Annotated in this window: 14 protein-coding genes, 1 tRNA gene and 2 pseudogenes; 4 read left to right on the top strand and 13 right to left on the bottom strand. The window is 64.8% G+C overall.

The genetic code is table 11. The annotated features are described in order from the left end of the window. A pseudogene (locus BMX16_RS08440) lies at positions 1-216 on the top strand (IS5/IS1182 family transposase); the annotation flags it as partial. 670 nt (positions 217-886) lie between these two features. Here BMX16_RS08440 and BMX16_RS17610 read toward each other — a convergent pair. Next, positions 887-1,051 (bottom strand): hypothetical protein, encoded by a 165-nt coding sequence (locus tag BMX16_RS17610; RefSeq protein ID WP_177174610.1) that lies wholly within the window; start codon positions 1,049-1,051, stop codon positions 887-889. A 30-nt stretch (positions 1,052-1,081) separates the two neighbouring features. After that, complete coding sequence (gene putA, locus BMX16_RS08435; RefSeq protein ID WP_089901650.1) at positions 1,082-4,549, bottom strand: bifunctional proline dehydrogenase/L-glutamate gamma-semialdehyde dehydrogenase PutA; 3,468 nt, start codon at positions 4,547-4,549, stop codon at positions 1,082-1,084. A gap of 102 nt (positions 4,550-4,651) precedes the next feature. Here putA and BMX16_RS08430 point away from each other — a divergent pair, with 102 nt between their 5' ends. Together BMX16_RS08430 and BMX16_RS17605 are read left to right on the top strand one after the other, a co-directional pair. Continuing rightward, a complete protein-coding gene (locus BMX16_RS08430; RefSeq protein WP_089901647.1) occupies positions 4,652-5,137 on the top strand; it encodes an Lrp/AsnC family transcriptional regulator in 486 nt (161 codons plus the stop codon). Positions 5,138-5,213: 76 nt separating this feature from the next. Next, positions 5,214-5,307, top strand: a tRNA-Ser gene (locus tag BMX16_RS17605). 518 nt (positions 5,308-5,825) lie between these two features. Here the strand turns inward: BMX16_RS17605 and BMX16_RS08425 are convergent. Beyond that, complete coding sequence (locus BMX16_RS08425) at positions 5,826-6,218, bottom strand: thiol-disulfide oxidoreductase DCC family protein (RefSeq protein WP_089901644.1); 393 nt, start codon at positions 6,216-6,218, stop codon at positions 5,826-5,828. Between the two features lie 1,452 nt (positions 6,219-7,670). Between BMX16_RS08425 and mobA the strand changes: the two genes are divergently transcribed. Next, positions 7,671-8,291, top strand: coding sequence for a molybdenum cofactor guanylyltransferase MobA (gene mobA / locus BMX16_RS08420; RefSeq protein WP_089901641.1), 621 nt, complete (start codon positions 7,671-7,673; stop codon positions 8,289-8,291). Between the two features lie 128 nt (positions 8,292-8,419). Here the strand turns inward: mobA and BMX16_RS08415 are convergent, their stop codons facing one another. The 10 genes and pseudogenes from BMX16_RS08415 to BMX16_RS08375 all read right to left on the bottom strand — a co-directional run bounded on the left by BMX16_RS08415 (position 8,420) and on the right by BMX16_RS08375 (position 19,175). Next, positions 8,420-9,502, bottom strand: a complete 1,083-nt coding sequence (locus tag BMX16_RS08415; protein ID WP_089901639.1) for a helix-turn-helix transcriptional regulator — start codon at positions 9,500-9,502, stop codon at positions 8,420-8,422. 188 nt (positions 9,503-9,690) lie between these two features. Further along, on the bottom strand, positions 9,691-11,748 hold the full coding sequence (locus tag BMX16_RS08410) for a calcium-binding protein (protein ID WP_143058005.1): 2,058 nt from the start codon (positions 11,746-11,748) through the stop codon (positions 9,691-9,693). A 379-nt stretch (positions 11,749-12,127) separates the two neighbouring features. After that, a complete protein-coding gene (locus BMX16_RS08405) occupies positions 12,128-13,438 on the bottom strand; it encodes an HlyD family type I secretion periplasmic adaptor subunit (protein ID WP_089901633.1) in 1,311 nt (436 codons plus the stop codon). After that, positions 13,435-14,180: pseudogene (locus BMX16_RS17950) on the bottom strand (ATP-binding cassette domain-containing protein). The gene BMX16_RS08405 and the pseudogene BMX16_RS17950 overlap by 4 nt, the downstream one beginning before the upstream one ends. Positions 14,181-14,282: 102 nt before the next feature. After that, entirely contained in the window at positions 14,283-15,194 is a 912-nt protein-coding gene (locus BMX16_RS17945; protein ID WP_245731429.1) for an ABC transporter transmembrane domain-containing protein, read from the bottom strand. 475 nt (positions 15,195-15,669) lie between these two features. Beyond that, entirely contained in the window at positions 15,670-17,058 is a 1,389-nt protein-coding gene (gene lpdA, locus BMX16_RS08395; protein ID WP_089901631.1) for a dihydrolipoyl dehydrogenase, read from the bottom strand. A 12-nt stretch (positions 17,059-17,070) separates the two neighbouring features. After that, on the bottom strand, positions 17,071-17,481 hold the full coding sequence (locus tag BMX16_RS08390) for an MAPEG family protein (RefSeq protein ID WP_089901628.1): 411 nt from the start codon (positions 17,479-17,481) through the stop codon (positions 17,071-17,073). Continuing rightward, on the bottom strand, positions 17,478-17,867 hold the full coding sequence (locus BMX16_RS08385) for an MAPEG family protein (RefSeq protein ID WP_089901625.1): 390 nt from the start codon (positions 17,865-17,867) through the stop codon (positions 17,478-17,480). The genes BMX16_RS08390 and BMX16_RS08385 overlap by 4 nt, the downstream gene beginning before the upstream one ends. A 40-nt stretch (positions 17,868-17,907) precedes the next feature. Then, on the bottom strand, positions 17,908-18,150 hold the full coding sequence (locus tag BMX16_RS08380; RefSeq protein WP_089901621.1) for a hypothetical protein: 243 nt from the start codon (positions 18,148-18,150) through the stop codon (positions 17,908-17,910). Between the two features lie 11 nt (positions 18,151-18,161). Beyond that, positions 18,162-19,175: a glycosyltransferase gene (locus BMX16_RS08375; RefSeq protein WP_089901618.1), complete on the bottom strand. Its 1,014-nt coding sequence runs from the start codon at positions 19,173-19,175 to the stop codon at positions 18,162-18,164. Positions 19,176-19,177 lie beyond the last annotated feature (2 nt).

The following is a 19,177-nucleotide window of genomic DNA, read 5'->3' as shown; positions in this document are numbered from 1 at the left end:
CGCGCATCGAAGTGTCTGGGTCGGGCGCTCTGGCGGAACTGGAGCGGATACCACCGCCGGAGCCGCGTCGAGACAAAGATGCATTGTGTAAAGCTGCTGGGCCAGCGGCTGATGGCTCGGGACTTCGACCGCCAGGTCGCGGAGGTCCAGGTGCGCATCGCTATCCTGAATGGCTACACCGCCCTTGGCATCCCCGTCACAAAGGCAGTGGCATAAATCCGTCTGGGGTAAGGGGAAAACCGTCCGTCAGCTGATTTGCGCAACAGAGTCGAACTGCACTACAGTTAGCCCATTCGCTGCATTTTCGGGCGCGGCGGTAACAGCGGTTTCATGTCGACACTGCAACTTTGGTGACCGTGGCCACTGTTGGGACGTGCAGGCGCGTCGCCTGCGTGTCAATCGCCGACAACAAGAACCCGTCCAGAATGATCGAGCGGTTGGGCTCCAGCGTATTCAGCTGTCCGGGATGCAGCGAATTGCCTGTCCGCGGTTTATTACAACGGCTGTCGGGGATTCCCCGAAATGCCCGTCCGGAAAATCTGCGCTAACTGACTCATACGTGCCGTGTCGGATCTGAAGCTGGACAAGATGATCCACTGCGGCAGATCCGGGGCTTGTCGCGGAGATCATAGAGCGGGGGCGGCAGAAATCCGACGTCACCATGCGCGAGACGGTGGCGGCGGTCCGGCGCGCATTCGGTCTGGAAGGACGCCGGGGTCGTGAGGCGAGTATGACGCAGCTCGTCTGACTTGGAGAACACGAGGCGGGGCAGGGGGCGTAACTGGCGCCCTGAAAGCGGGTCAGTGCTTTATGCGGTATCTGCGGACCACTTCGCCTGACGCTGCAGCTGCTGCGGCAGGGTCGGGTTTCGACGGCACGAGGACCCTCATCCTGGAATGCTGCGCCGATTCATGTTGCCGGCCAGATGCAGTGGCCCCGCGTGCAGGAATATCCACGTCACGTGGCCGGCATAACACTCGCCCCCGCTGAGACGTGCGGGGATCAGGCCGTAATGGGAGTCGAACCAGCCCAGCGCCGCGTCGCCGGACATGACGCCCGCCCGTTGGCGGCAGGGCCGGGGTCAGGTCGTATTGCCTGCGACCTCGGCCAGCAGGGCGGCGTTGCCACCGGCGGCCGTCGTGTCGATGCAGACATGACGCTCGTGCATGACGTGGGCGGTGTCGGGCATGGTGGTGATCAGGCCGACGATCGGTCCCGTCCGTTCGGTCAGGGCGCGGGCATAGGCACGCCCCTGCGCGGCATCGCCCCACCACATCACGGCGGCGAGCGGCGCAAGGTCTGTCAGGACCGTCGCGGCGATAGTGCCCTGCGCGATCACCGGCATCCCGCCCAGCCGTTCGACTTCGCGGGCTTGGGCGGTGGCCGCATCGGGCCCGGGCCCCAGGCACAGCACCGGGCCGCGAGGATGCAGGCCCAGCCGGTTGGATTCACCGGTCGGTCCGGGCATGTCCCGGGGCGGCAGGGGGGCCGGCCTGCGGGCCGCCGCCATCGCCTGGGCCAGGCGGGCGGGCGTGTCCTGATCGGGCCAGGTCGCGGCGGTGACCGGCGCTGCGGCGGGCATCGCAAACCGTGGCAGGTAGGCGGGCCCCCCTGCCTTGGGCCCCGTCCCCGACAGCCCCTCGCCACCGAAGGGCTGCGTGCCCACCACCGCACCGATCTGGTCGCGGTTCACATAGATGTTGCCGCAGCGGATCCGGTTGACCATCGTCTCGACCCGGTCGTCGATCCGGGTGTGCAGGCCGAAGGTCAGCCCGTATCCGGTGGCATTGATCGCGTCGATGACGGCATCCAAGTCCCGCGCGGCAAAGCGCACGACGTGCAGGACCGGTCCGAAGACCTCGGTTTCCAGCTGGTCGATCCCGTCCAGCGCGATGACCGTCGGCGCCACGAAGGCGCCCAAGCCCGGGATCGACACCTGATGCAGGATGCGCCCGGCCGCCCCGGCGCGGGCGATGTGCGCGTCGATCGCATCGCGGGCCGCCGCGTCGATGACGGGGCCGATGTCCGTCGACAACGCCCAGGGATCGCCCAGCGTCAGCGTGTCCATCGCGCCCTTCAGCATGACGATCAGCCGATCGGCTATATCATCCTGCACGAACAGGCAGCGCAGGGCAGAGCAGCGTTGCCCGGCGGACCGGAACGCACCGTTCACGATGTCGCGCACCGCGTGTTCCGGCAGGGCGGTGCTGTCCACGACCATGGCGTTCAGCCCGCCCGTTTCCGCAATCAGCGGCGTGCCGGGGGCGCAGTGGTCGGCCATGGCCTGCGCGATGCGACGCGCCGTGGCTGTTGACCCGGTAAAGGCCACGCCGGCGATCCGGGCATCCGACGTCAGGGCCGCGCCCACGGCGCCATCGCCGGGCAGGCATTGCAGCGCCGTTGGCGGCACGCCGGCGTCATGCAGCAGGCGCACGGCCAGGTCGGCGATCACGGGGGTCTGGCCAGCAGGCTTCGCCAGCACCGCATTCCCGGCGGCCAGCGCGGCCGCGATCTGGCCGGTAAAGATGGCCAGGGGAAAGTTCCACGGGCTGATACAGGTCCAGATACCCCGGGGGGCGGCGTCCGGTGTCAGGCGGGCCCGGGCTGCATAGTAGCGCAGGAAATCCACCGCTTCGCGCAGTTCGGCCACCGCATCAGGCAGGGTCTTGCCCGCCTCGCGCGTCAGGATGGCCATGATCTCGCCGGCGTTGTCCTCGAACGCGGCGGCGGCGTCGGTCAGCGTCCGCGCCCGCACATCGGCCGTCACGGCCCATGGGGCGGCGGCGGACAGGGCCGCGGCAATGGCTTCCGGCGTGGCCGGGGTCACGCGCCCCACGAGATCGCCCGGCCGGGCCGGGTTCATCACCGGATGGCCGTCGGGCAACGACGCCACGGGCACCGCGATGCGCGGTCCGACGGACCAGACGCGCGCGCGGTGCGGGTCGCGGTCGACGGCGATGCGGGCCAGCACAGGCGCATGGCTCAGGTCATGGCCCTGCGCATTCACCCGCTCTGGCAGGAACAGCTGCGGCCCGCTGCGGATCGTCGGGCGGGTGCCGATCTGGTCGAACGGGTCTGCCGCGACGATCTCGGGGGCGACATCCGCGTTCACGATCTGGTTGACGAAGCTGGAGTTCGCCCCGTTTTCCAGAAGCCGGCGTACCAGATAGGCCAGCAGATCCTCGTGGGCGCCGACGGGGGCGTAGATCCGGCAGCGGGTGTGCTGGTCGGCGATGACGATGTCGTGCAGCGCTTCGCCCATGCCGTGCAGCCGCTGGAATTCGTAATCCGCGGTGCTGCGGTTCATCTGCCGGGCAAGGTCGAGGATCGCCGCCACCGTATGCGCGTTGTGGGTCGCGAACTGCGGATAGATCCGGTCCGTCATCCCCAGCAGCTTGCGCGCGTGGGCGATGAAACTAATATCCGTATGTGCCTTGGCGGTGAAGACGGGGAACCCGTCCATCCCCATGACCTGTGCGCGTTTGATTTCCGCATCCCAATAGGCCCCCTTGACCAGCCGCACCATGATCCTGCGGTCCATCTGCACGGCCAGTTGGTGCAGATGGTCGATCACCGGGCCCGCGCGCAGGCCGTAAGCCTGAACCACGACACCGAACCCATCCCAGCCCGCCAAGGCCGGTTCCGCCAGCACCCGTTCGATCACGTCCAGCGACAGGGCCAAGCGGTCCGCCTCTTCGGCGTCGATGTTGAACCCCATGCCCGCCGCCTTGGCGAGGATCGCCAGGGCCGTGACGCGGGGCACCAGTTCGGCCATTACCCGGTCCGCCTGCGCCACCTCGTAGCGCGGATGCAGCGCCGACAGCTTGACCGAGATCCCGGGGTTTTCGGCCACGCTGCCGTGGGTGCAATGGGCCGCGATCGCGCCGATCGCGCGGGAATAGGCCAACTGGTAGTGGCGCGCGTCCTTGTCCGTGCGGGCCGCCTCGCCCAGCATGTCGTAGGAATAGGTGAACCCCTTGTCCTGCATCCGCTGCGCCCTCTTCATCGCGGCGTCGATCGTTTCGCCCAGCACGAACTGACGGCCCGTCTCGCGCATGGCGCGGCCCACGGCGGTGCGGATCACCGGTTCGCCCAGACGCTTGATCGCGCCGCGCAAGTGCCGGGTCAGGCCCGGCTGGCTGTCGTCCAGCACCCGCCCGGTCAGCATCAGGGCCCAGGTCGACGCGTTGACAAGCGACGAGGCCGACCGCCCCAGGTGCCGGCCCCAGTCGCTGGGTGCGATCTTGTCCTCGATCAGGGCATCGATGGTGTCCGCGTCGGGCACCCGCAGCAGCGCTTCGGCCAGGCACATCAGGGCGATGCCATCGTCCGTCGACAACCCGTATTCGGCTAGAAAGACCTCCATCAGGCCGGGTTCGGCGCTGGCCCTGATGCGGCGGACCAGATCCGCCCCGGCCGCCCCGATCCGGGCGCGCGCCGCCTGATCCAGCCCGGCCGCTGCGGCAAGGGCCGTCACGACGGTCATCTCTTCGGCATACATCTGAGCGTCGATCAGGTGGCGCAGGTCGTCAGGGGTATCGCGGGGCATGGCCAACTCCTAAATGATCGCCCATCCTAGCATCTTGCGATCGGGCGATCTGCCCGGTAACTTGGGCAAACGAGGTGAATTGATCCGTATTGGGAGTGCATCATGGGCGAAAAGCCTGCCGCGCTGGACTCATTCGATGCAAAGATCCTCGATGTGCTGGCCGTCGACGGGCGCATCAGCGTCACCGCCCTGGCCGACCGCATCGGGCTGTCGAAGTCCCCGACCCAGGCCCGCCTGCGTCGTCTGGAGGCGGACGGCGTCATTCGCGGGTATCGCGCGCTGTTCGACCCGATCCTGCTGGGCCGCGATCACGTCGCCTTCGTCGAGGTGCGTCTGACCGACACGCGCGAGATGGCCTTGTTGGCCTTCAACCGTGCCGTGCTGGACGTGCCGCAGATCGAGCAGTGCCACATGATCGCCGGGTCGTTCGACTACCTATTGAAGGTTCGCGCCCAAGGCATGACCGACTACCGCCAGGTGCTGGCCGACTTCATCTCGACCCTGCCGCATGTGGCGGGCACGTCGACCTATGTCGCCATGCAGGCGGTAAAGGAAGAAGGCGTGGCCCCGCTTCCCCCTGCTGGCTGACGGTTCTGCGGGGCAGGGGCGTCGCGGGCGCCGCACCTTTACCCCGGCCGCGCCGCGCGCCTTCCACATCCCGCGTGTCCCGATGGTGGATTGGTAGGCATCGGAGACTTGAGATCTCTCGTGCCGATGCCCGTGCCGGTGTCGGTTCGAGTCCGGCTGGGGGGGCACCACCGGCGGTCATGGATGGCGGTCCGGGGGCGGGCAGGCGCCGGCGGCGGATTCGGATGTGGCAGCAGGGATGTATGCGGCAGCCCCGCCGACCATGCTGGCGCCACATTGAGAATGCGGTCAACTTCCAAATGCCAACAACATGCGGAATGCCATAAAACACTGTTGCGCCATCGGGTTGCCCGGCAACTTGGCCCTTCTCGTCGCCTGCGGTGGCGGCGAACATTCACCGGTCGCTCGCACCCCGCCGGTGACGCCGGGCAAACCGATACCTGTCTTGATGCTTCCGCGGATATCCCAGAATGAGACCTAACGCACCGACGACACTGGGACAAACCTGGTCCAAGGCCACCGATCCCGGCCCGGTAACGCCGCGGTGAGCCGCCAGTTTGAGGATGCCAATCCCGCCTCGCCTGTGGGTGACCGCAGCGTCATCGTGCTGAACCGCGCCCGGTTCAACACCGACGTCCGCATTGAGGGACTGGCAGAGGTCGGTGTTTCGGCACGGCTTGTCGAAGTGTCAGCGTGTGGTGTGCGCAGTCCGCTTGCGCATGCGGCGCAGATGCCAGCGATAGATCACCGGGGCCAGGACGTAGTCATAGGCCAAGCCGGCGACGTGCCTGATGCCCGGCAGGCCCACGATCTGTCCCAGCCGCCTGTATCGCGGCATCTGTGCCCAGAGGACGAGGAAGGCGGGGATGCCGGAGGTCAGTTCGCCGTCGTGCAGCACAAAGAGACGGCGCGCCGCGGTGTCGGCATCGATCCCCCACTGATCCCGCGCGTCGGTGTTCAGGTCATCGAACCGGATCGGCAGACCGGCCTGATCCGCGTAGCTGGCGTAATGACCGATCTCGAACTGGCAGACCGGACAGTTGGCGTTGTACAGGACGGTCGTCTCAGGGTGCTTTTCCATGCTTGGCAGATAAGCCCTCTGCCGTTGATGTCCAACAGGAGCCTGCCTCGGGCGGCAAAGGGTCGCGGCATCGGCCATCTGTCGGTCGGGGGCGATGCTGTCGCCCGCCCGCGCCATGCGCTCAGCTCACAGGGCCGGATCCTGCGCGACCTAAATCTCGCCCGCGGCCCAAGGCCTGCACTGCACGAAGTCGCGGCGCGCCGCGACCCCGAGCGACAGGTACTGGTCCCGCCGATCTTCGTCCTCGTCGATCTGGTAGGTCAGCGCCGCGTGGAAGGCATGGGTCTACCTGGGCAGACCGGCCGGACCACACAATGCAGCTTCCCGGCTGAGGCCGTATGCGACTGAACTCACATGGCAATTTGGGGTCGCGGGCCTTCTTACGCTTCATGCCGATGTTCATCCTCGCAGCTGATCCGCCGGAAACAGAACCTGTTTGATGTCGTCTGGGCGTCTGCAGCTTGCTGAAAGACTTCAGGTTACACAGGAGTTTACACATATCATCGCTAGGGAATATGTGATCTGCGTCTGGTGACTTGAAAAGATTAGCATTTTTAGGAAAGAGAAAGTTTTGGTTGGTGTTCTACCACCCCAGCCAGCGCCTTCAGACAGTTCTTCGATTGGGTCATAGCGACGCTCTAGGGTGAGAAAAGCCCCGAGAAGTGCCTCGGGTTCTGCGGGTGCCGTGGGTGCCTTCCAGGGCCGCCCGGAGAGCCTGTGCCACCCGTCACGGTAGCGGCAATCAGTCCCGTAGGCCCAGTCGTCGTCATCGCGCCGGTTGTCTGACTGCGACCTTTCGACAGGGTTTGGGGGTTGATGCATTGCCGATCATGGCACCAGCGCCGGATGACCCGATTCACCAACAGCACCGAGCGGTTCGGCACACAGGACTTGAGGCGCTACGCTCCGACCTGCCGCCCCCGGAACCTGACCTTACGCGGACCCTCGGCGTCGGTCAGCATGCAGCCGACGTGGTCGGTGGTCGTGGCTTCCAGCAGCTGGGCAGCCCTCGCAAGGGCCACCTCCGGATGGTTCTCCAGCAAGTGCTTCGGCCAGACCTCGGACCCGTCTTCACCGTCAATCAGCCGATGTCATCGCAGCGTGCCAGCAGCAACGCATGGAGGATCTTGAACGCTCTGCCGCCATGGACCACACCGATGGCGAAACGTGGTTGCATGGTGTGCGGGGGGACCAGACCTCCTGTAGAATGGCCCCTTCATCCTTCGAGAGAGAGATCGACACCGTGATGATGGGAACACCCGTGCGCGACTGCCGATCCGGCCTTGCCGGCTGTCCGGACCGCATCGTGCGCCACGCGGGGCGGTCGCCGGTCGGCTGGAGACAGGCACAGCAGAATGTCTGGCTGTCCGGCCGTGATCGGCAGACCCGCGAGTCTGGCCTGGTTGCCGGACCCGACGCGGACCGTGCGGGCCCGCGCCGGGGGGCCGGGACATGAACGCACCGTTGGGCGTGGTTCTGGCAGGGGGGCTGGCGACGCGGATGGGCGGCGGCGACAAGGGTCTGTTGCGGCTGGGTGACAGGCCCCTGATCGGTCATGTGATCGATCGGCTTGCCCCGGAGTGTGCGGCGCTGGCGATCAATGCCAATGGCGATCCGGCGCGGTGGGACATCCCTGACCTGCGGGGTCTGCCAGTCCTGCCGGACAGCGTGGCCGACCACGCCGGTCCGCTTGCGGGCGTGTTGGCCGGTCTCGACTGGGCGGCGTCGCTGGGCGCGGACAGTATCGTGACCGTCGCCGCCGATACGCCGTTCTGCCCACGCGATCTGGTGACGCGGTTGCGTGCGCAGGCGGGCGCACAGGGGCTGTGTCTGGCCGCCAGCCCCGATGCGACGGGCCGGTTGCAGCGGCACCCCACGGCCGGTCTGTGGCCCACACGCCTGCGCGAGGATCTGCGCGCCGCCCTGACGGGCGGTCTGCGCAAGATGGTGCAGTGGACCGACCGCCATGCCGGCAGTGTGGCGGCGTTCGACAGCCAGCCGGTCGATCCCTTTTTCAACGTGAATACGCCGCAGGATCTGGCGCTGGCGAACAGGTTGTCGGCCCTCGCCTGACGACTGTCGGTCAAACGGGCTCGCATGACACCCCCAAGACCACCGCGGGTCGACGATGGTGCAGCGCGTCCTGACGGGTGGCCCCGGTCACGGGTGTGGCGCGCCGCACCGGATCACCGGCCTTGCGGTCAGAACAACACCGAGGCCATGCCCGGGGACGGGGGCGTCCCGGACTGTTGGCGCGATTTTGCGAGCGATGCCCCGACCGGCAGGATCGAGCGGTAATAGAGGGCGATCAGCTCGCCTTGGCGATGGGTATCAGTCTTGGCCAGCAGGCGTTTGACATAGCTGCGCACCGTCGCCAGCGACAGCGATGTCGCCACGGCGACCTGATCCAGCGTGATCCCGTCCAGCACGAGGTGGCCGACCCGGCGTTCGGAGGCGGTCAGCCGATAGGCGTCGAAGAAATGCTCCCGCAGGGCGGCGTGATCGGTGCCGGACCGCTCGAACAGCACCATCGCAAGGGGCGGCGACGTGCGCGACAGCGGCGCGACGGCGGCCAGACGCATGGCGCCCGCGACGGTTGACACCGTGATGATCGACGTGGCGGGCTCCGGCGCAGTGGCCAGCTTGATCGCCTCGCGCAGGCTGAACCGTTCGCGGGCACAGGCCAGCGTCAGCCGATTGTTGCGGATGATCCAGGCGGGATCGTCGGCGGCGGGCACATCCTCCAGCCGCCCGTCGCGAAAGACCTGTGCCGTGGCATCGACCAGAACGAAGCGCAACGACAGGGTCTGCAGGGTTGCCTCGACCAGCCCTTCGGGCCAGCTGGGCCGCATGTAGGTGAATTCGATCAGACGCTGTTGCTGATAGGACGCCGCGATCGACAGCATGGCCTGATGTGCCGGGTCGTCAGACCACGCGTGACCGGGCAGCGCGAGGACCGGCAGCACCCCGCCGACGCCGGTGCCGATCCCGATGCACAACGTGTCACTGCGCAACCACAGCGTCGTCTGGCGGTCGTCGTCGCAGGTCCTGTGATGGACGGAAAAGTGCAGATCGAGGCTTTCGCGCAAGGGTGGCAGCACGTCGGGGCAGGGCGCTGTCATGTCGTTGGAGGCCGAGACGATCCGCAGTTGCTGGAAGTCGCCCGTCACCGGATCGAACAGAACCGTGGCGACGTAAGGCACCCCCAGCGCAGCTGCGACCTGTTCCAGCAGGGCATTGCTGGTGAAGCCGGGTTTGTGGATGGGGCCGTTGCCGATGATCATCGATCTTCTCCTGGCTGGCCGTGCGCGAGCCCGACGTGGGTGGGGCACCTTGGACATGTCGGATGCCATGGACCGAACGCATGATCGTCCGTCTGGCTTTGGTGGCAGGCGCGGGGCGGGGCTGGCGGGTTGGATGATCCGCCAGCCCCCGTCTTGCCGTGCCCGCACGACGGGCGCGGCACGACGGATCAGAGGTTCATTTCGGCCAACAGGTTGATGACCACGGCATTGCCGCTGACGCTGACGTTTGCGTCATCCTCGACGTACAGGTCCGCGATCTGCGCCTCGGATGCGCTGATCGTGGTGTTGCCCACGCGTATGGTGTCGAGGTCGATGGTGAAGCAGTAGTCGTCCAGATCGACCATCTCGCATCCCACTTCGGCCTGCGTGGCATCGCAGTCCGGCAGCGTGACGACCTTGTCCTCGAACACGATGATGCCCTTGCCGTCGCCGTCCTCGCCCGGCTTGGTCAGGAAGTCGATCAGCATGGACGGGTCGAAGAACGGATCCGAGGCGTCCAGCCCCTCGAGTTCGTTCATCAGGCCCACGACGCGCACCGAGCCGCCGGGCGACGTGATGATGACGTCGTCGCCATCGATCGTCGCATCGAGCGTCCCCTCGAAGGCGGTGTGGAACACGATACGGTCGCCGTTGTCGTCGTCGAAGTCCGTGATCACGTTGTCGCCGAAGGTCAGGCTTTCGATCTCACCCTCCGGGTCGCCATCCGTGTTGATCTCGTGGCCAAAGACGAAATCGTCACCGTCGGCGCCACCCGTCAGCGTGTCGTTGCCCTCGTCGGCGATCAGGCAGTCGTCGCCCTTGCCGCCCAGCAGGGTGTCGTTGCCGGTCCCACCCAGCAGCACGTCGTTGCCGCCGTTGCGGATGCCCGTGTCACCGACCAGGCGATCGTTGCCGGCGTTGCCAAAGAGGAAGTCGTTGCCGGTGCCGCCTTCCAGCGTGTCGTTCCCGGTACCACCATCCATCCGGTCGTTCCCCGCACCGCCGGAGAGGGTGTCGGTGCCGGAACCGCCATCGAGGCAGTCGTCGCCATTGCCACCGAACAGCCGGTCCATGCCGTCGTCGCCGCCGATCACGTCGTTGCCGTCGTCGCCATACAGCTGGTCGTTGCCGCTGTTGCCGCGGATCTGGTCGTCCTTGGTGCCGCCATAGATCGTGTCGTTACCCATGTTGCCGGCGAGGATGTCCATACCGACATCGCCATAAATGAAGTCATTGCCATCGTCGCCCGTCACCATGTCGTCGTCCTGACCGGCGCGGATCGTGTCGTCACCGGCGCCGCCGGAGATCATGTCGCTGGCTTCGCCCTGGGCGATCTGGCCGTCGGCATTGTCGCCCCAGATCACGTCGTTGCCATCGCCACCGGAGATGCAGTCGGCGTTGTCGCCACCTTCGATCCGGTCGTTGTCGGCGCCACCGAAGATGACGTCGTCGCCGGCGCCGCCCTGGATGTTGTCGCGGCCCGCGTCGCCCGACAGATAGTCGTCGCCGCGCTCGCCCATCATGACGTCATCGCCACGGCCACCATATGCAAAGTCGGCCCCGTTTCCGGCGCGGATCGTGTCGTCGCCGCTGCCGCCGGCAATGACGTCATTGCCATCGCCACCGTTGATGTAGTCGTCGCCCTCGTTGCCCGCGAGGACGTCGTTTCCGGTCCCGCCGTACAGATCGTCGTCGCCGGTGCCGCCGGTCATCGCGTCGTGACCGCTGCCGCCCCTCATGATGTCGTCACCGGCCTGTCCGGCCATGACGTCGTTGTCGTTGCCGCCGTCCATCGTGTCGTCGTCCGACCCGCCCAGCAGCAGGTCATTGCCGGCCTCGCCCATCAGGGTGTCGTCACCGGTTCCGCCGATCAGCAGGTCGGCACCGGTGCCGCCGGCCAGTTGGTCGTTCCCTGCACCACCCGCGAGGGCATCGTCGCCCGTCCCGCCGGACAGCTCGTCCGCGCCACCGACGGCGTCCGACGCTTCGTCACCCAGCAGAATGTCGTTGCCGGCGTCCCCGAACAGAAAGTCGGCGCCGCCCAGACCGCGCAGGAAATCGTTGCCGGCCCCCCCGATAATGGCGTCCGTGTTGTCGGTGCCAGAAATGTGGTCGTTGCCGGCGCCACCGTTGGCCCGGTTCACACCAGCCTTCTTCAGGTCGCCGTTGTCGGACCCGGGTGTGCCACCAAGCCAGGCCGGTCCACCGACCAGAGCCCACGCCGTCGCTGCAGATTTCAGTGCCATGATGTATTCCCCCACAGGATTGAATTGAAAACGAGAACATGAAATATCCGTGATGCGGCGGAAATTTCATATTCGGACGTGAACACTATGATTCTGTCCACGGTCATTGAACGTCAGGTCAAATGTGCGCCATATCCCCATCTGGGGTGGATACCGAAATATTTCAGACCGATCCGTTCCATGAAACCTTTTGAATTTCGACGAAGAAATAGTGTCATCATGCAAATGCAGGCGTCACGCAGAGCGAAATCTGCATGGCCGTCTGGAAATGGAATGATCTTAAATCTGATTGCGGGTAATGGGGTAACAAAGAACCGCTTATGACAACTTAATTTGAAATCGGATTCTTCTGATACTCAGCTTTTGTAAATTCCATGTATCAACTGGTTTCCCGCATCGCGCGCGAGAAATAACGCACCAGTGGATCCGTCAGATATGCGAATGGTGTATGTGCCCCGGTGTCGATGAAGCAGTCGACCGGCATGCCGGGCACCAGGATCTGGCCCTCTGCCAACTTCTCCAGCTCCTCGGCCGCGAGCGAGATGTCGGCCGCATAGAAAGTGCGGCCCGTTGCAGGGTCCGTGAACGCATCTGGCGAAATCCGCGTCACCTTGCCCAACAGATCGGGGGTATTGCTGAGGTTGAACGTCGGAAAGCGCAGGACGACATCCAGCTCCGACCGGATCTTGTCCACGTCGATCGGATCGACCCGGGCTGCGATGACGAGCGGGCGGTCCTGCGGCACGATGAACAAAAGCGCATCGGCCGGACGGATGACGGCGCCGGGGCCGAAGACCTTGATGTCATAGACGATGCCTGACACCTGGGCCCTGACCTGCATGAAGGCGAGCTGCCTGATCAGGGTCGCGCGCCGTTCCGCGCTTTCGGCCTCGGGCACTGAAATGTCGCGCAAGGTCGTGATGGCCTCTTCGCGCCGCTCGGTTTGCAGTCGCAGGATCTCGAGGTCGATTTCGGTCCGTCGTTCCATCGCCTGCGCGCGACGCGCCATCAGTTCGCCCTGCAGGCCGGACAGGCGTGCATCCTCGCGCTGCAGCGTCAGGATCCGTTCGATCGGGGCCAATTGCCGGTCCACGAGCGACTGCTGCACGGTCGCTTCGGTCCCGACCAGCGCGATCTGGCGGTCGCTGGCTGACATCTGGGCATCGACGCCGGCAATCTGGTCGACCAGTTGCGCCTGCTGGTTGTGAAACTGCTCGATCGTCCGTCGCTGGGTGTCGCGGCGCGCCTCGAACAACGACAACTGGCCCTCGACCAGATCGTCCACGTGCGGGTCGCGCGCAGCCAGCGCCACCAGTTCCGGATCGAAGGCGATCTGCGCCGCGCCGTCACGTTCGGCCTCCAGTCGGCCACGCCGCGCCATCAGCTCGTAAAGCTGGTTCTCGATGATCGCCAGTTCGGACTGCGCGACCGTCGGATCCAGTTCCAACAGGACATCGCCGGCAGCCACGGTGTCGCCTTCCTTGACGATGACGGCGGCCACGCGGCCCCCATCCAGATGCTGGACCGCCTGTCGGTTCTGTTCGACGACCACGCGACCCGCCGCCATGACCGCGCCGCTGATCTGCGCCGTCATGGCCCAGCCGCCAAAACCCGCGATCAGCAGGCCGATCACGCACAGGCCAATGATGCGCGGTGCGCGGGCGGAAAACTGCGCGGGCTGGGGTGTCATGACAGGCTGCCTGCACTGATCTGGGCGGTCTTCTGGATGACGCGCACATTCGACAGCATGTCGGCCGTCACCGTCTCGCGCGGGCCGAAGGCATTCCGCCCGCCATTCTCGAGCATCAGCAGGCGGTCGCATTCCTTGATCGCGGCCGGACGGTGGGCCATGATCAGCACCGCACCCCCCGCGGCCTTCATCGCGGCGATCGCGGCGTTCAGGGCCATCGACCCCTCGTTGTCGAGGCTCGAATTTGGTTCGTCCAAGATCAGCACGACCGGGTCGCCATAGAGTGCCCGCGCAAGGCCGATGCGCTGCATCTGGCCACCGGACAGTTGCGTTCCGATATTCTGCAAGGGTGTGTCGTAGCCGTGTGGCAGCTTCTGGATCATCCTGTGGGCCCCGGCACGTCGCGCGGCGTTGATGACCCGGTCGTTGTCAAAGTCGCGGGCCAGACGCGCGATGTTTTCCGCGACAGTCCCATCGAACAGACAGACACGCTGCGGCAAGTAGCCGATCAGATGCGCCAGCCGTTCCGGGTCGTACTGATCCAGCGGTGCGCCATCCAGCATATCTTGCCGCTGGCCAGCGGCCACACCCCGGTCAAAGCGCGGGCGAGCGTCGATTTGCCGGACCCGCTCGACCCGATGACGCCGACCGCCTCGCCGGGACGCAGGTCGAAACTGACCCGCCGCAGCGTCGGGGCCTTGCTTTGCGGCGGCACGACGGAAATCTGGCGGATATCCAGCAGGGCGCTGGGCCGTGGTAGGCTGACCTTCGGCCGCGCCACGGGTTCGGCCGCCAGCAGGGCCGCGAGGCTGTCCCTGGCCCGCCACGCGCGCTGCACCATGCTTTATTGATTGACGAGGCTTTCGACCGGCGACAATGCCCGCGCCAGCAGGATCGAGGACGCGATCATCACGCCGGCCGTGATCTCGCCCCGCAGGACGAGCCAGGCACCAAGACCGAGCATGGCCGACTGCAGGAACAGGCGGAACACACGCGACAGGGTGGCGAAGTTCCCGCCCAGATCGATGGCACGCAGACTGTGCTGCAGCGCGTTCGACCGCGTCTCGTCCCAGCGGGCAAACGCGTTGCTCTGCATGCCAAGGCTGTGGATCGTCTCGGCTTCGTTGCGGATCTGATCAGAATAGCGATCCGATTCGTGACTTGCGACGGCGGCTTTCACGGCGCTGACCCGTGTCATCAATTGGTTGGCCACTGCCGACAGCACGAGGATGAGACCGCCCACGAATGCAAAGATGCCGATCAGTGGATGGAAGAATCCGAGGCCGATCAGGAAGAGGGGTGCGAACGGCGCATCGAACAAGGCCGCGAAGACCGGGGAGGCATAGAAATTGCGCAACGCCTCGACATCGCGCAGCGGCTGACTGGCATCGGTCGCTTGACGTGGCCTGGTTTGCACGACCGAATGATCGATGGTGGCTTGAAAGATCCCGCGATCCAGTCGCGCTTGAAATTGCCAGCCCAACCGTGTCATCAATCGTTGACGGGCCCAGTCTAGTAGGCCCAACATGGCAAACAGGAATGTCACGATCAGCATCAGTGCAATCAGCGTCGGTTCGGACCGGGCACTCAACACCCGGTCGTAGGTCTGCAACATGAAAATCGGGCCGGTCAGTGTCAGGAGATTGAGGAACAGACTGAAGAATGCCGCTGTCCAGATGTGCCCTGACAGGCCATGCCTGACATCACGCGACTCCGCATGACCGTCCGAATGATCAATTTGCATTGCACGCTCCACAGGGAAAGCACACAAAAGGCTTCGAAAGGCTTTTTGTCAAAAAGATGGCATCGATTAAGTTTTTGTCAGGAAGTTGCCACACTTTAACCTTTTCTGCCTGTTTGGTCAGCTTTTTTTAATTCTTGATTTGACACCACTTAGGGGTAGCGCCCTCGCGGCCCGACGATAACAGCCGGAAAGCCTTGCAGGCAGGCGAATCGGACCGGACTTTGGGGTCTCTATGGCACGGGCCAGCGGGTCCCGTGGCTGATGCCGTAGCTGCTCTGCCGGCTGACCGCGTTCAGACCGACGACGGATCGAACGGACCCAACAGGCACAATGGCACGGCGGGCTTAGGCCGTGCGTGACCGACGCGTGTATCGCCTTGAAAAGGTGTGGTGGTGCCGATCATAGCAGCCAAGGTCCACCGGTCACCCCGACGGCGGTCATTGCCGCTGTCGAGGGTGCAATGCGCGGTGTCGCGTCGTGACGGGCGTCAGGCGTGGATCGCACCATCGCCACAGGCAAGTGCCGCTTCGCGGACCGCCTCCGAATAGGTCGGGTGGGCGTGGCAGGTGCGGGCCAGATCCTCTGCGGCTGCGCCGAATTCCATCGCCACGCAGATCTCGTGGATCAGGTCGCCTGCCATCGGACCGATGATGTGCGCGCCCAGAATGCGGTCCGTCTCCTTGTCGGCCAGGATCTTGACGAACCCGTCGCCCATGAAGTTCGCCTTTGCCCGCGCGTTACCCATGAAGGGGAACTTGCCGACCTTGTAGGCGCGGCCCGCGCTCTTGAGCGTCTCTTCGGTCTCGCCGACCGATGCGACCTCGGGGTGGGTATAAATCACGCCGGGAATGACGCCGTAATTCACGTGGCCATGCTGCCCGGCAAGGATCTCGGCTACCGCCATGCCCTCGTCCTCGGCCTTGTGCGCCAGCATCGGGCCCGCGATCGCGTCGCCGATGGCATGGATGCCGGCGACGTTGGTGGCATAGCGGTCGTTCACGGCAATCTGGCCTCGGTCGGTCAGCGTCACGCCCAGCGACTCCAGCCCCAGACCGTCAAGGAACGGGCGACGACCCGTCGCCAGCAGCACCGTGTCGGCGGTCAGCGTGGCCTCGGCATCGTCCTTGCGCATCTTATAGGCGACGGTGGCCTTCGCCCCCTCGACCGTGACGCCCTGCACCGCAGCACCGAGGACGAACCTGATCCCCTGCTTCGTCAGCATCTTCTGGAACTGCCGCGCGATTTCGGCATCCTGCCCCGGCGTGATCGCATCAAGGTATTCGACCACCGTCACATCGGTGCCAAGGCGGGCATAGACCGACCCCAGCTCCAGCCCGATGACGCCGGCGCCGATGACGACCATCGTCTCGGGTATGCGGCCCAGTTTCAGCGCGCCGGTGGACGTCACGACGGTGTCCTCCTCGACCGTGACGCCCTTCAGCGGGCTCGCCTCTGACCCGGTGGCGATGATGATGTGCTTGGCCTCGTGGACCGCGTCGCCGACCTTGACGCGGCCCGCTTCCGGAATCGACCCCCAGCCTTTCAGCCAGTCGACCTTGTTCTTCTTGAACAGGAACTCGATCCCGCCGGTGTTCTGGCCCACCGTCTTGTCCTTGTAGGCCTGCATCGCGGACCAGTCGACGGTCGGCGCGGCCCCGGTCAGGCCCATGTCGGCAAAGTTGTGCTGCGCCTCGTGCAACATCTCGGTCGCGTGCAGCAGCGCCTTGGACGGGATGCAGCCCACGTTCAGGCAGGTGCCGCCCAGCGTCTCGCGCCCTTCGACGCAGGCGACCTTCAGGCCCAGCTGCGCGCAGCGGATGGCGGAGACATAGCCGCCGGGGCCGGAACCGATGATGATGACGTCGTAGCTGGCCATGGGGGCCTCCGTTCAGATGAGGGCAGAGAGAAGCATGAGTGTCGTGGCGCCGAAGCCGATCATCCAGACGACAGAGCGCCATGGCGTCAGGCCGAAGTAGTAGCAGGGCACGTAGGCGATGCGCGCGCCCAGATAGATCCACGCGCAGGCGGCGGTCAGGCCCGTCGTCTTGTCACCCAGCGTGACGACGACGACGGCGAGGGTGAACATGATCAACCCCTCGAAATGGTTGTTGGCGGCGCGGAACAGGCGGCCGGTGCGGGGACTGACCTGTTCGGTCAGCGGTTTGCCCAGCCGGCCGGGATCGCGCGGGCCCATCGTCTTGCCAGCGGGCAATTCGCGATTTGCGGCGGCCGACATCCAGATCATCTGCAGCACCTGCAGCAGACCGGCAAGGGTCAGGACGGTCAGTTCGGTCGTCATAGCGCCACCACGTAAAGCCAGACGGTCGCCAGCATGCCTGCCGTCCAGACGATGGTGCGCAGGCCGGGTATGCCGGCGACGTAGATGACGGGATAGAGGATGCGGGCTGCGAGGAACACCTGTGCCGCCAGCAAGGCGCTGTCCAGGACCATGGGCTGGGTCGCCTGCAGCAAGACGGCGGGTGCGAACAGCGCCAGCGCGGTCACGGAATTGGCGCTGGCACGGTCCAGCCGGCCCGCGGCACCCGTCAGCTCACCCACGTCGTCGCGCGGGCCAAGCATCGCGCCAAGACCCTTCTGGCCGATGGCCAGCAGCGCCTGCCCGTTGATCAGGACCAGCACCCACAGACCGTAGAGGGCGAGGATGGAGAAGATATTCGTGAACATGGGACAACCTTATGACGGGCCACGCGGCCCTGCGTCATACCTATACCGTTTTAAGGAACTGTCCCGTGACATCCGTCCCGGTCTGCACCTCGGCGTTCAGCCAGGCCTTGGCGCGGGCGCGGTCGTTGACCTCGAACAGGCAGACGACGGTACCGGGGCTGTCCGCGTCCTGCCATATCTGCAGCAGGGTCAGGCCGGCGTCGGACCGCTTCTCGGCTTCCGCATCGAAGGCCGCCTTGAACGCGGCAAAGTCGGTGACGGTTGTGCGGGTGAGGAGTTGCATGAGTGGGCCTCTTACGGTGAAACAACAGATGAAACATCACGAAGGAAAGACGATTTTCGAAAATTTCCAGTGACGACGTCTTGATATGTCCCGTTAAGCAAATTGCGAACAACCAGAAGGGGCGCATAGATGCGGAAGGACTTATAGATGTCCTGCCGATTACGAACCTCCTTTGCTGCTTGGCAAAGTATGCCATTGCTTCTGTCACGGTCGCAGAGGGGTGACTGCAACAACGAAGAGTTCGACAGATTTTTTAAAATATCTGTCAAATCATCGACGTACTCGATATAAGCTGCATTTTTCGCTGCAAGCGCCGATCTGGACTTCAGTGCAGGTGCCTTTGCTGTACCCGCGCCATATACATTGGCCCCATGCTGGCGGTACCGGACGAGAGGGGCCGCAATTTCGACAGTGCAGCCACAGATCTGCGCCATAGCATGTGTCCAGCGATCATGGGCCAGTCGATGCTGCGGTGCAATGTAATCTCTCGGGAATTGTTCAAACGGCAAACATTTAAAAAAACTACTTCTCACGACAGTGGAGAAGCCGGCATAAACGCTCCAAAGATCTCGGCTGAACGGTCCGATCTTTTGGGTGGATTCTATGCCTTGATGAAATATTCCGATCTGAAGCCCGTCGGCATCTATCAATGTTGATTGGTGGACAACCATAAACACGTCAGTATCGTCGAGGTGCGCGCTACATATCGCAAGCTTTTCCGGTTCCCACACGTCGTCCTGATCGCAGAATGCGATGAAATCAGAAGTGGCTTGGGCTGCCGCATCGGCGAAGTTTTTGCGAAACCCTTTGGGTGTGTTGTTCTTCAAAAACACGGTCAGGCACTTAAATTGCACCAGATATTTATCGACGATCTCTATCGTCGCATCATCAGATGCGTCATCCGAAACGATCACTTCGTCAGGCTGACGCGTCTGATCGAGGAGGCTTTGCAGCTGCTCCTCGATGAAACGTTCACCGTTATAGGTTGCAAGGACAACCGTGATCGTTGGCGCTGTGGTCGACATGG

The sequence above is a fragment of the Loktanella fryxellensis genome, from assembly GCF_900110065.1.
Classification (GTDB): domain Bacteria; phylum Pseudomonadota; class Alphaproteobacteria; order Rhodobacterales; family Rhodobacteraceae; genus Loktanella; species Loktanella fryxellensis.
This window is presented reverse-complemented; position numbering and strand designations above follow the sequence as displayed.

What these genes read in the sequence shown, in the direction of transcription:
- BMX16_RS17610 (WP_177174610.1), bottom strand. Translation starts at nt 1,051, where the DNA reads ATGTCCGGCGACGCGGCGCTGGGCTGGTTCGACTCCCATTACGGCCTG.
- putA (WP_089901650.1), bottom strand. Translation starts at nt 4,549, where the DNA reads ATGCCCCGCGATACCCCTGACGACCTGCGCCACCTGATCGACGCTCAG.
- BMX16_RS08430 (WP_089901647.1), top strand. Translation starts at nt 4,652, where the DNA reads ATGGGCGAAAAGCCTGCCGCGCTGGACTCATTCGATGCAAAGATCCTC.
- BMX16_RS08425 (WP_089901644.1), bottom strand. Translation starts at nt 6,218, where the DNA reads ATGGAAAAGCACCCTGAGACGACCGTCCTGTACAACGCCAACTGTCCG.
- mobA (WP_089901641.1), top strand. Translation starts at nt 7,671, where the DNA reads ATGAACGCACCGTTGGGCGTGGTTCTGGCAGGGGGGCTGGCGACGCGG.
- BMX16_RS08415 (WP_089901639.1), bottom strand. Translation starts at nt 9,502, where the DNA reads ATGATCATCGGCAACGGCCCCATCCACAAACCCGGCTTCACCAGCAAT.
- BMX16_RS08410 (WP_143058005.1), bottom strand. Translation starts at nt 11,748, where the DNA reads ATGGCACTGAAATCTGCAGCGACGGCGTGGGCTCTGGTCGGTGGACCG.
- BMX16_RS08405 (WP_089901633.1), bottom strand. Translation starts at nt 13,438, where the DNA reads ATGACACCCCAGCCCGCGCAGTTTTCCGCCCGCGCACCGCGCATCATT.
- lpdA (WP_089901631.1), bottom strand. Translation starts at nt 17,058, where the DNA reads ATGGCCAGCTACGACGTCATCATCATCGGTTCCGGCCCCGGCGGCTAT.
- BMX16_RS08390 (WP_089901628.1), bottom strand. Translation starts at nt 17,481, where the DNA reads ATGACGACCGAACTGACCGTCCTGACCCTTGCCGGTCTGCTGCAGGTG.
- BMX16_RS08385 (WP_089901625.1), bottom strand. Translation starts at nt 17,867, where the DNA reads ATGTTCACGAATATCTTCTCCATCCTCGCCCTCTACGGTCTGTGGGTG.
- BMX16_RS08380 (WP_089901621.1), bottom strand. Translation starts at nt 18,150, where the DNA reads ATGCAACTCCTCACCCGCACAACCGTCACCGACTTTGCCGCGTTCAAG.
- BMX16_RS08375 (WP_089901618.1), bottom strand. Translation starts at nt 19,175, where the DNA reads ATGTCGACCACAGCGCCAACGATCACGGTTGTCCTTGCAACCTATAAC.